This window comes from Photorhabdus temperata (assembly GCF_025384845.1).
In the GTDB taxonomy this organism is placed as follows: Bacteria; Pseudomonadota; Gammaproteobacteria; order Enterobacterales; family Enterobacteriaceae; genus Photorhabdus; species Photorhabdus temperata.
The window spans coordinates 1-11059 of the sequence record NZ_JAJAFX010000085.1 but is presented as its reverse complement, the minus strand read 5'-3'; the positions used below and the strand labels follow the sequence as shown (position 1 = coordinate 11059).

Below are 11059 nucleotides of genomic sequence, written 5' to 3'. Positions count from 1 at the left end.
CAGAAATTACAAAAGAAGGGATAGGCATATATCGTATATCAAATATTTCCGGTTACAACCGTCATTCCGCACCGTATTTCTGATTTAAAAATAGTGTGATCTTACACAAGTTTTTTGTATTGATGATATCAGTGGGGTTGACGGTAATCGCCAATTTTGATCTATTACTTTTATTTACCGGAAAGCGAATATGCCCACACCCGTACCTGCCATTAAACGTCTCGATCATCTTGGCCTTATCGCCGCTTTTTGTCATGAAGCCGGTTTACCCCGCATGATTGATGCCATTATCCCAAAATATTCATCGCATACCGTCTCTCACGGCGACGCTTTTCTGGCGATGATCCTTAACGGGCTGGGGTTTCACAGCCGGACATTGCACATGTTTTCTGGCTTTTTTCAACATAAGCCGATTGCGCGTTTAATTGGCACTGACATTGAAGCTGAACACCTTAATGATGATGTGCTCGGCCGTACACTGGATGCCTTATATGAAGCGGGGGTGTCGGAAGTTTATCAGGTGCTTGCTGAGCAAGTGGTTGATAAATTGGGGCTGAATCCCGATTCCGTTCATTTGGATATCACGAGTTTTCATGTCGATGGTGACTATGACAGCGCGTTGGGAGATGACACAAAACGCATTGCGTTGGTGCCGGGTTATAGCCGGGATCACCGGCCCGAACTGAACCAGGTTGTCCTTGAACTGATTTGCGAAAATCAGGCAGGTATCCCTGTCTACATGCAGGCCATGAGCGGGAATACGAATGATGCCAAAGCCTTTGCCCAGACGATCAAAACCCATATTCAATGTCTGAAAGCGGCACAAAACAGCCGCTACTTTGTGGCCGATGCCGCACTTTATACTGAAGCCGCGATCACTTCGCTTCATCAGCAAAAACAACGATTTATTACGCGTGTTCCCTTGACGATCAAGGAAGCTAAACAGTCTCTCCTGAACGTGACAGCGGAGCAATTCAGCCCCATCAGTGAGGGCTATTCAGGCTGCTGGGTGACGTCATCGTATGGCGGCGTTCCTCAGCGTTGGTTACTGGTGAACAGTACGGCGGCAGAAAAACGTGAAAACCAGACTTTCCGGAAAAACACACTCAGGGAAACAGAAAACGAGTCTAAACAGTTCGATAAACTGGGCAAAAAATCCTTTGCCTGCCGGGAAGATGCCTTACAGGCACTGCATGATTTTGAGTCTCAATGCCAGTTTATCGGCATCGCCTCGCCGGAAATTCAGGTGATTACCGCGTATGCGGGGCGCGGGAAACCCGGCAGGCATCAACACCCCAAATCGGTGCATTATCAATTAGCCGGTCAGGTTTATACCCGGTTAGACAATGTGAAGCAGGCCAGATCGCGGGTTGGGAGGTTTATTTTAGCGACCAATGAACGGGATGAAGGATGGCTTGATATGGCGGCGTTGCTGGCTAATTATAAGGCACAACAAAAGGTGGAGCGGGGTTTTCGCTTCCTGAAAAGTCCGGAATTCCTGACGTCTGCCATTTTCCTGAAAAAACCAGAGCGGATAGAAGCGCTGTTAATGGTGATGACATGTTGTCTCATGGTTTATGCGGCGCTGGAACATAAAATTCGCCATGAATTGAAACAAAGTGTGCCGTTTTTCCCCGATATGAAGAACAAACCGACACAATCCCCCACCGCGCGTTGGGTGTTTCTGGCCTTTGAAGGGATCAGCACCTTTGAATTTCAAGAACATAAAATGGTGACAGGAATGCAATCTTACCACCATGAGCTTTTGAGTTTATTAGGCGTACAATATAAAGCGGTTTATTCCTGAATTAGGTGCGGAATGAAGGTTACAACGTAGATAAGGGATGGGGCGTACATGGTGGTATCTCAGCACCAAAGGATAACAACGGGTTAGAGCTGATTTTCGTCGATGACCGAGTTCAATGTGACGGCTCTATCATTATTGAAACCTTCCATCGTCAGCACTCGCATTTACCTGAAAGATTCCAGAACTGGCGACTCAAGTCTATTGATGACAACGGGGACCGAGTATTTTACGAAGACGGAGAACCTTGTGATATTCCCGAGCATTGTCGTTTAGATGTTCGTGTCCAGATGCCAACTGACTCAATTTAGAATCAGCGGCAACGGGCAACAGAGGAGTTAAGTCGATAACTTCTCAGCGTCAGCGCCAGGCATTTGCACACGGACTGATACGAATCTCCCGGGAGGAATATCAATCAAATCACCGTTAGCGTAGCCCTCTCTTGCATTTCTGGCGAATACTGGCGCGTCTGTAAGATTATCAACATCCGTCTATTAGTTTTTTTGTGCAAAGTAGAATCCCACCCTGTATTAAGAAAGGCCACCGCAGTGGCCTAATATCACTTGTGAGCAATTTCTTTTCTTGCTAACTCAGCGAGAAACGCAGAGCGGTTTTTATATCGCCCATTTTTCTCAATGTAGCGATCAATCGCGGTAATGAGATTACCAGGCATTGCTAAATTGAATTTAACCGCCTTGGTTTCGTACTTACTTGGGTCGATTTCTACAAATGCAAGATAGCCAGAATCCTGGATTAATCGTTCATCACCTAAATAAGAGGTGGGGTCCGCAGGTGCTGGCACATGTTCACCGCGCTCAGTTAATACCTCCATGTGAGCACCAAAGGCGGACTCAGCATCTCGAACAGCCTCTTCAAGGGTATCCCTTGCGAAAAAACACCCAGTCACATCGGGAAAGTAGCCATCAATACCGCTGTCATTTTTAAAAACGAATATGGGATAAATCATTTGCACCTCATTCGCTAACATATGATGAGTAGCGCTGTAAGGGGGCGGCTAACGCCGCTCCCTGAGTTACAACAGTTTGAGTCCTGAAATTTCCTGAGCTTGCCGGATAATCCCTTTTGAAGAATCTTTTCTGGGGTGGGGTATAGTGATGATGTCACGCTACTCCTTCTTTTGTCAGAGTAACATGGCTTCCTTTCACCCTTGTTATCTCCCATCCATCAGCTTCAAGTCGTTATATTAACTCCTTACTATTCATCAAGCCTCCGTTTCGTCTTGATGTGGGCATAACACCCACAAACAAATGGAATTACCATCCTGCTGGTAGTATTCTATTCACCTAAGTACTACACTATACTTACTTTGTAACACATTATGATGGAGCAATAGCCATGAGCGAAACTACTTTTACCTTTCGGGTTGATGATGCTCTAAAAAATGATTTCGCCGCAGCGGCGAAATCGCTCGATCGCAAAGGCGCACAGCTACTACGTGACTTCATGCGCGACTTTGTACGCCAGCAACAAGAAGCGAGCGCTTATGATGCCTGGTACCGCAGACAAATAGAAATAGGTCAAGCTTCTGCCAATGCCGGTAATCTAGTGTCAGCTGATCAGGTTGAGGCTAAATTTTTGGCTCGTCGTGAAGCCACACTCCGCCGTTTTGAGGCCAAATAATGCAATTATTCTGGACACCTGAGGCCATTCAAGACCGTGAAGAAATCTATGACTATATTGAGATAAATAACCCTTTAGCAGCATTGGCTCTTGATGAACTCTTTTCAAAAAAAGCTAATTGTCTGACTGATCACCCTGATTCTGGTCGACCAGGCAGAGTTAACAGCACCCGCGAGTTAGTAATTCACCAAAATTACATCCTAATCTATGACATTGCTGGTGAAACAATACGTATTCTCCGTATCCTACATACCGCCAGGCAATGGCCCAAATCATAAATTCCGGCTCTCTAGAGCCGGCTCAGATTAATACCTGCATTTGGGTCCCCTTTGGAAACCCATAAACCAACTTACTATTACAACTGTAGAAACTAGAAATCAATATTTCTCCTGATGCTCATGATTCTGAAAAACTGTATGAAAATACCACCGGCTTCATCAACCACCCAAATATCCCCTATCGGTTCAATCTGGTTATAAACAAAAACCCGTTTACCGACTTTTAAAGTTAATTTGTGAATACAGGGGTCCGGGATTTTGCAATCGCAAACAGCACTTTTCATGTTAACTGAGAGCATGTTTTTTCCTCCCCTCTCACTATTAGCTGCCGGAAACAGTTAATACTGAGTGATTTTAAAAAGGTCATAGTTACCGTGAAATAACCACTTTTCCATTGATTAAAGAAAAATAGGGGCTAAATGTAAATCCATTTTCACTATTATTTTTATCCTCCATCAATAAGGGGGAGTTGTTACTTTTATCAACTTCAAACCGGAATAGGCGTCCATCCATATAACGCACCAGTTTATATTTACTCCAGTTTATCGGTACTGCCTGATAACCGTTATCAAAATCTTGCTTAAAGCCGTAGGAATCAAAATAATTCTGTTCTGTACTATCATTGGCCTGCGCATGCTCATATAACATTAATTTAGCTGCCGATTGTAAAGCGGCCAAATCTTTATTCTTCATTATTTGCCAGATATCTTCATAGGCTTTTTTAACCAATTCAGTACTTGTTGCCGTTTCCGGCAAGGGAGTAGCCGTCGTCCAGGCCCAGACAGGCAGATCATTTAATGTCACTGTCCGCTCTGTATGATAATAAAACTCATCCGGATATTCTTTCGTCGTAATTCTACTGGATTGTGTAGTATCAATATTAAAATTAACGGACTGCGTACTATCAGGTTCTAATGTGCCATTTTTATCTGCCACGCTGGTAATAATATTAGTCACTTCATCAGACTCATAAGGAGTTACCCTTACCAATCTAACCTTACATTCTGCATTTTTTTCTTTATAAACATACTTATCATCCCGGGCACTTAATGGCCCCATATCAAGACTGATAACGTTTTTACCGTTTTGTAATATCACTGCAACATTATACCCGGTCGATATAGTACCTCTAATTGATCCAAAATTACTTAAAGTGTAGATCCCATTGACTTTAAGTCTACAAAGTACATTATTTGTTTCTAAATAAGTAATATATTTAACTTTGTCCATCATATTTTTCCCATAGACTGATAATGAAAATAAGGCCATAAAAAACAAAAAAACTTTTTTCATTGCGTTAACCTCAGTTTGTACGTCGACTTTTCTTTTGGTAGTTTCGGATATATCTCCCATTTTTTTTGTTTCTTTGTGTCTGTTTTGCTTTTATGATTAAAAACAGCTTCTTCATTTTTAGATGGAGCAGTTCCTAACCCATACTCTACATAATAACTGGCAACAATACCCTCATGGAAAAATACCAGATATAACCCATTATCCTGCTTATCCAGCTCAAAACACCCTTCCGCTTCAATATCCGCACCGGCTTTAAAATACCCTTCCACCAGATAATATTTAAAACCCGCCTGAATATTGGTTTCCGCCCTAATCGCCAGCGTACCCCTGACCACATCCCCCAACTGGAATTCCATCTCCCGCTCTTCATTACTGGCATATTTAAACGACAGATTCAACGCCCCTTCCAAAACCATATCCAATTGCGCCCCCAGATAAGCGCCATCCCGCCCGTCGTCTACCGCCGCCTTTCCTTTTAACCCCTGCTCACGAATTAAGGCAATTAATTTCTCAACACCGAATTCCGTGGCAAATGCCTGAATTAAATCCAGCCGCATTTTGACGCCCATCAACGGCGCTAATCCCACCGAAACCGCCTGTTCAAAATACGCCTCATTGCCATGCGAGGCGTTGACCAGTTTACTGCCGCCGCTTAATTTTATTTCCGGCGTCTGGATTTCCATGTCCAGCAGTTTTATTTCCTGACTGCCTTCACTGGAAAACAGTTTTTGTAATGTCTCAACCGCCTGAAGCCCTTTATTCACTAACCCCAGTTTCCTGCGTTTGGTTTTAAACTCTTTTTCCAGTTCATGTGTGAAAGTATGGGAATAGGGGCCTAACGTGTAAGCAAAACTCCCTTCGACAGTTAACGTGTCCGTTAATTCATAACCCGCCGTGCGTTTATGCCAGTTTTCTCCCGGCCTTTTCGCATGCGGATTGGCTTTTTTCCTTTCCTCAAGCGCCTCCGCTTTTCTTTCCGTCACACTTCTTTCCCGGACTTCCTGCTCTGCCCCGATCGTCACCTCCAGCGTCCATTCATATTGCGGCAACACATGGATTGTCGTGTAAAGCGCATCAACCGGACCCAATAACAACGCCTTCACCTTATTACCCGCCAACGGGAATGAACGCGTGACAAAAGGCTGGCCGTAACATTGCGTCAGCTCAAGAATATAATCAGTATGGGGCAAATGACTCAGAGACCCTGTCTGAAACAGTGACGATTCAATAAAGCCCAGCGGATCATTTTCTATCGGATCAACCGGTAAGGTGTGGTTGGAAAAATAGATTTTATCCTCGGTGCCCGGACCCTGTATGGGATTTTTAGCCAATTCATGAAACTGAAACGCCGGATTATCCGGGCTATAAAAAATCGCTTTCGGGCATTGTGGATTGTCAGATACACACCGTTTTCCCACCAGGGAAATCGCCACGGGAATACCGTCAGATTCATCAACCACCCAAATATCCCCTATCGGTTCAATCTGGTTATAAATAAAAACCCGTTTACCGACTTTTAAGGTTAATTTGTGAATACAGGGGTCCGGGATTTTGCAATCACAAACGGCACTTTTCATGTTAACTGAGAGCATAATTTTCCTCCCCTCTCAGTATTAGCTGCCGGAAACAGTTAATACTGAGTGATTTTAAAAAGGTCATAGTTACCGTGAAATAACCACTTTTCCATTGATTAAAGAAAAATAGGGACTAAATGTAAATCCATCTTCGCTATTATTTTTATCCTCCATCAACAAAGGGGAGTTGTTACTTTTATCAACTTCAAACCGAAATAACCGGCCACCGAGATAACGCACCAGTTTATATTTACTCCAGTCTATCGGTACTGCCTGATAACCGTTATCAAAATCTTCCTTAAAGCCGTAAGAATCAAAATAACTCTGTTCTGTACTATCATTGGCCTGGGCATGTTCATACAACATTAATTTGGCTGCCGATTGTAAAGCGACCAAATCTTTATTTTTCATTATTTGCCAGATATCTTCATAAGTTTTTTTAACCAGCTCAGTACTTGTCGCAGTTTCCGGCAAAGGGGTCGCCATAGTCCAGGCCCAGACAGGCAGATCATTTAATGTCACTGTCCGCTCTGTATGATAATAAAACTCATCCGGATATTCTTTCGTCGTAATTCTACTGGATTGTGTAGTATCAATATTAAAATTAACAGACTGCATGCTATTAGGTTTCAGTATTCCATCTCTATCTGCTACCTTAGTGATAATATTAGTAATTTCATCAGAATCATAGGGAGTCGCCCTCACCAATCGGACCTTACATTCCGCATCTTTTTCTTTATAAACATACTTATCATCCCGGGCACTTAATGGCCCCATATCAAGACTGATAACGTTTTTACCGTTTTGTAATATCGGAGCAACATTGTAGCCAGTTGATATAGTACCACTAATTGACCCTAGATTACTTAAGGTATAGATCCCATTGACTGTAAGTACACAAAATGCCTGATTTGTTTCTAAGTAAGCAATATATTTAACTTTATCCATCGTATTTCTCCCATAAGCTGATAATGAAAATAAGGTCATTAAAAATAAAACAACTTTCTTCATTGCGATAGCCTCAGTTTGTATGTTGACTTTTCTTTTGGCAGTTTCGGATATATTTCCCATTTTTCCTGTTTCTTAGTATCTAACTTACTTCCTTGTCTTATATACTTACCTCTATCTTTAGGTGGCTTACTTCCCACCCCATACTCCACATAATAACTGGCAACGATCCCCTCATGGAAAAATACCAGATATAACCCGTTATCCTGCTTATCCAGTTCAAAACACCCTTCCGCTTCAATATCCGCACCGGCTTTAAAATACCCTTCCACCAGATAATATTTAAAGCCCGCCTGAATATTGGTTTCCGCCTTAATCGCCAGCGTACCCCTGACCACATCCCCCAACTGGAATTCCATCTCCCGCTCTTCATTACTGGCATATTTAAACGACAGATTCAACGCCCCTTCCAAAACCATATCCAATTGAGCCCCCAGATAAGCGCCATCCCGCCCGTCGTCTACCGCCGCCTTTCCTTTTAACCCCTGCTCACGAATTAAGGCGATTAATTTCTCAACACCGAATTCCGTGGCAAATGCCTGAATTAAATCCAGCCGCAATTTAATCCCAATCAACGGCGCTAATCCCACCGCAACCGCCTGTTCAAAATACGCCTCATTGCCATGCGAGGCGTTGACCAGTTTACTGCCGCCGCTTAATTTTATTTCCGGCGTCTGGATTTCCATGTCCAGCAGTTTTATTTCCTGACTGCCTTCACTGGAAAACAGTTTTTGTAATGTCTCAACCGCCTGAAGCCCTTTATCCACTAACCCCAGTTTCCTGCGTTTGGTTTTAAACTCTTTTTCCAGTTCATGTGTGAAAGTATGGGAATAGGGGCCTAACGTGTAAGCAAAACTCCCTTTAATAGTTAACGTGTCCGTTAATTCATAGCCGGCGGTGCGTTTATGCCAGTTTTCTCCCGGCCTTTTCGCATGCGGATTGGCTTTTTTCCTTTCCTCCAGCGCCTCCGCTTTTCTTTCCGCCACACTTCTTTCCCGGACTTCCTGCTCTGCCCCTATCGTCACCTCCAGCGTCCATTCATATTGCGGCAACACATGGATTGTCGTGTAAAGCGCATCAACCGGACCCAATAACAACGCCTTCACCTTATTACCCGCCAACGGGAATGTACGCGTAACAAAAGGCTGGCCGTAACATTGCGTCAGCTCAAGAATATAATCAGTATGGGGCAAATGACTCAGAGACCCTGTCTGAAACAGTGACGATTCAATAAAGCCCAGCGGATCATTTTCTATCGGATCAACCGGTAAGGTGTGGTTGGAAAAATGGATTTTATCCTCGGTACCCGGACCCTGTATGGGATTTTTAGCCAATTCATGAAACTGAAACGCCGGATTATCCGGGCTATAAAAAATCGCTTTCGGGCACTGCGGATTATCAGATATACACCGTTTTCCCACCAGGGAAATCGCCACGGGAATACCGTCGGCGTCATCAACCACCCAAATATCCCCTATCGGTTCAATCTGGTTATAAATAAAAACCCGTTTACCGACTTTTAACGTTAATTTGTGAATACAGGGATCCGGGATTTTACAATCGCAAACGGCACTTTTCATGTTAACTGAGAGCATGTTTTTTCCTCCCCTCTCAGTATTAACTGCCGGAAACAGTTAATACTGAGTGATTTTAAAAAGGCCATAGTTATCTAGAAATAACCACTTTTCCATCGATTAAAGAAAAATAGGGGCTGAATGTGCGACCGTTTTCACCATTTTTATCTCTAATTAATAATGGAGAATTATTACTATCTTCAATTTCAAACCGGAATAACCGGCCCCCCAGATAACGTACTAACTTATATTTCCTCCAGTCTATCGGTATAGCCTGATAACCGTCATCAAAATTTCTCCCAAAGTCTAAAGAATCAAAATAACTTTGTTCCGTACTGTCATTAGCCTGCGCATGTTCATACAACATTATTTTTGCAGCATGTTGTAAAGCCACCGAATCTTTATTTTTCATTATTTGCCAAATATCTTCATAGGCTTTTTTAACCAGCTCAGTACTTGCTGTTGTCTCCGGCAAAGGGGTAGCCGTCGTCCAGGCCCAGACAGGCAGATCATTTAATGTGACTGTTCGTTGCGCATAATAAAATCCTCTATCTTTAAGATCTTTTTCCGTAATTTTGCTATAGTTAGCGGTATCAATATTAAAATTAACGGATTTCATACTGGTGGGTTCTAACGTACCATTTTTATCTGCCACACTGGCGATAATATTAGTCACGTCATCAGATTCATAAGGAGTTACCCTTACCAGCCTAACCTTACACTCCGTACCTTTTTCTTGATAAAAATATTTCTCGTCTACATCAATAAACGGAGCCATTTCGATATAAATAGTATTTTTACCATTTTGCAATAATGGCGCAACATTGTAACCCGTTGATATGGTCCCGGTCCTTGACCCCAGATTACTTAAAATATAAACCCCATTGATTCTGAGAACACAATACGCGCGGTTTGTTTCTAAGTAAGTAATATATTTAACTCTATCCATCGTATTTTCCCCATAAGCTGATAATGAAAATAAGGCCATAAAAAATACAAAAAATTTTTTCATTGCGATAACCTCAGTTTGTATGTCGACTTTTCTTTCGGCAACTTCGGATATATCTCCCATTTTTTTTGTTCTTTATTATCCACCCGACTTCTTTTCTCAGTAGAGTTGCCGATATTTTCAGATGGCGCGACTCCTGCCCCATACTCCACATAATAACTGGCAACAATACCCTCATGGAAAAACACCAGATATAACCCATTATCCTGCTTATCCAATTCAAAACACCCTTCCGCTTCAATATCCGCACCGGCTTTAAAATACCCTTCCACCAGATAATATTTAAAGCCCGCCTGAATATTGGTTTCCGCCCTAATCGCCAGCGTACCCCTGACCACATCCCCCAACTGGAATTCCATCTCCCGCTCTTCATTACTGGCATATTTAAACGACAGATTCAACGCCCCTTCCAAAACCATATCCAATTGCGCCCCCAGATAAGCGCCGTCCCGCCCGTCGTCTACCGCCGCCTTTCCTTTTAACCCCTGCTCACGAATTAAGGCAATTAATTTCTCAACACCGAATTCCGTGGCAAATGCCTGAATTAAATCCAACCGTAATTTAATCCCAATCAGCGGTGCTAATTCCACCGCAACCGCCTGTTCAAAATATGCCTCATTGCCATGCGAGACGTTGACCAGTTTACTGCCGCCGCTTAATTTTATTTCCGGCGTCTGGATTTCCATGTCCAGCAGTTTTATCTCCTGGCTGCCTTCACTGGAAAACAGTTTTTGCAACGTCTCAACCGCCTGAAGGCCTTTATTCACTAACCCCAGTTTCCTGCGTTTGGTTTTAAACTCTTTTTCCAGTTCATGTGTGAAAGTATGGGAATAGGGGCCTAACGTGTAAGCAAAACTCCCTTCGACAGTTAACGTGTC

General features: G+C 43.1%; 12 protein-coding genes and 2 pseudogenes. 4 read left to right on the top strand and 10 right to left on the bottom strand.

Annotated features, from left to right (window positions below; all coding sequences use genetic code 11):
* Positions 1 to 190 precede the first annotated feature (190 nt).
* Complete coding sequence (locus LGZ99_RS22260) at positions 191 to 1807, top strand: IS1634 family transposase (RefSeq protein ID WP_036838153.1); 1617 nt, start codon at positions 191 to 193, stop codon at positions 1805 to 1807.
* A 5-nt stretch (positions 1808 to 1812) separates the two neighbouring features.
* Positions 1813 to 2115 (top strand): phage tail fiber protein, encoded by a 303-nt coding sequence (locus LGZ99_RS25055; protein ID WP_036841727.1) that lies wholly within the window; start codon positions 1813 to 1815, stop codon positions 2113 to 2115.
* Positions 2116 to 2142: 27 nt separating this feature from the next.
* Here LGZ99_RS25055 and LGZ99_RS25050 read toward each other — a convergent pair.
* The 3 genes and pseudogenes from LGZ99_RS25050 to LGZ99_RS24945 form a co-directional block, all read right to left on the bottom strand.
* Positions 2143 to 2274, bottom strand: a pseudogene (locus LGZ99_RS25050) (phage tail fiber protein); the annotation flags it as partial.
* An 89-nt stretch (positions 2275 to 2363) separates the two neighbouring features.
* Complete coding sequence (locus LGZ99_RS22255) at positions 2364 to 2771, bottom strand: type II toxin-antitoxin system HicB family antitoxin (protein ID WP_036841724.1); 408 nt, start codon at positions 2769 to 2771, stop codon at positions 2364 to 2366.
* Between the two features lie 154 nt (positions 2772 to 2925).
* On the bottom strand, positions 2926 to 2970 hold the full coding sequence (locus tag LGZ99_RS24945; RefSeq protein ID WP_390894051.1) for a hypothetical protein: 45 nt from the start codon (positions 2968 to 2970) through the stop codon (positions 2926 to 2928).
* 190 nt (positions 2971 to 3160) lie between these two features.
* On the opposite strand from LGZ99_RS24945, the gene LGZ99_RS22245 reads away from it, so the two are divergent.
* Positions 3161 to 3445 (top strand): CopG family ribbon-helix-helix protein, encoded by a 285-nt coding sequence (locus LGZ99_RS22245; protein ID WP_021324083.1) that lies wholly within the window; start codon positions 3161 to 3163, stop codon positions 3443 to 3445.
* A complete protein-coding gene (locus LGZ99_RS22240; protein WP_021324084.1) occupies positions 3445 to 3723 on the top strand; it encodes a type II toxin-antitoxin system RelE/ParE family toxin in 279 nt (92 codons plus the stop codon). Before LGZ99_RS22245 ends, LGZ99_RS22240 begins: the two co-directional genes overlap by 1 nt.
* Before the next feature lie 92 nt (positions 3724 to 3815).
* Here LGZ99_RS22240 and LGZ99_RS22235 read toward each other — a convergent pair whose 3' ends face one another.
* The 7 genes and pseudogenes from LGZ99_RS22235 to LGZ99_RS22205 form a co-directional block, all read right to left on the bottom strand.
* Complete coding sequence (locus tag LGZ99_RS22235; protein ID WP_036841721.1) at positions 3816 to 4022, bottom strand: hypothetical protein; 207 nt, start codon at positions 4020 to 4022, stop codon at positions 3816 to 3818.
* A 70-nt stretch (positions 4023 to 4092) separates the two neighbouring features.
* A complete protein-coding gene (locus LGZ99_RS22230) occupies positions 4093 to 5016 on the bottom strand; it encodes a hypothetical protein (RefSeq protein WP_262979627.1) in 924 nt (307 codons plus the stop codon).
* Positions 5013 to 6608, bottom strand: a complete 1596-nt coding sequence (locus LGZ99_RS22225) for a hypothetical protein (RefSeq protein ID WP_262979626.1) — start codon at positions 6606 to 6608, stop codon at positions 5013 to 5015. The genes LGZ99_RS22230 and LGZ99_RS22225 overlap by 4 nt, the downstream gene beginning before the upstream one ends.
* A 69-nt stretch (positions 6609 to 6677) precedes the next feature.
* A complete protein-coding gene (locus LGZ99_RS22220) occupies positions 6678 to 7601 on the bottom strand; it encodes a hypothetical protein (protein WP_036841750.1) in 924 nt (307 codons plus the stop codon).
* Positions 7598 to 9193: a hypothetical protein gene (locus LGZ99_RS22215; RefSeq protein WP_262979625.1), complete on the bottom strand. Its 1596-nt coding sequence runs from the start codon at positions 9191 to 9193 to the stop codon at positions 7598 to 7600. The genes LGZ99_RS22220 and LGZ99_RS22215 overlap by 4 nt, the downstream gene beginning before the upstream one ends.
* 70 nt (positions 9194 to 9263) lie before the next feature.
* Entirely contained in the window at positions 9264 to 10184 is a 921-nt protein-coding gene (locus tag LGZ99_RS22210) for a hypothetical protein (RefSeq protein ID WP_262979624.1), read from the bottom strand.
* Positions 10181 to 11059 (bottom strand): annotated as a pseudogene (locus LGZ99_RS22205) (hypothetical protein); the annotation flags it as partial. The pseudogene LGZ99_RS22205 and the gene LGZ99_RS22210, both read right to left, overlap by 4 nt.

Bases quoted from the DNA above. Each gene is read 5' to 3' on its own strand.
- LGZ99_RS22225 (WP_262979626.1), bottom strand. From the start codon at position 6,608: ATGCTCTCAGTTAACATGAAAAGTGCCGTTTGTGATTGCAAAATCCCG.
- LGZ99_RS22240 (WP_021324084.1), top strand. From the start codon at position 3,445: ATGCAATTATTCTGGACACCTGAGGCCATTCAAGACCGTGAAGAAATC.
- LGZ99_RS22210 (WP_262979624.1), bottom strand. From the start codon at position 10,184: ATGAAAAAATTTTTTGTATTTTTTATGGCCTTATTTTCATTATCAGCT.
- LGZ99_RS22260 (WP_036838153.1), top strand. From the start codon at position 191: ATGCCCACACCCGTACCTGCCATTAAACGTCTCGATCATCTTGGCCTT.
- LGZ99_RS22245 (WP_021324083.1), top strand. From the start codon at position 3,161: ATGAGCGAAACTACTTTTACCTTTCGGGTTGATGATGCTCTAAAAAAT.
- LGZ99_RS22215 (WP_262979625.1), bottom strand. From the start codon at position 9,193: ATGCTCTCAGTTAACATGAAAAGTGCCGTTTGCGATTGTAAAATCCCG.
- LGZ99_RS22255 (WP_036841724.1), bottom strand. From the start codon at position 2,771: ATGATTTATCCCATATTCGTTTTTAAAAATGACAGCGGTATTGATGGC.
- LGZ99_RS22220 (WP_036841750.1), bottom strand. From the start codon at position 7,601: ATGAAGAAAGTTGTTTTATTTTTAATGACCTTATTTTCATTATCAGCT.
- LGZ99_RS22230 (WP_262979627.1), bottom strand. From the start codon at position 5,016: ATGAAAAAAGTTTTTTTGTTTTTTATGGCCTTATTTTCATTATCAGTC.
- LGZ99_RS22235 (WP_036841721.1), bottom strand. From the start codon at position 4,022: ATGCTCTCAGTTAACATGAAAAGTGCTGTTTGCGATTGCAAAATCCCG.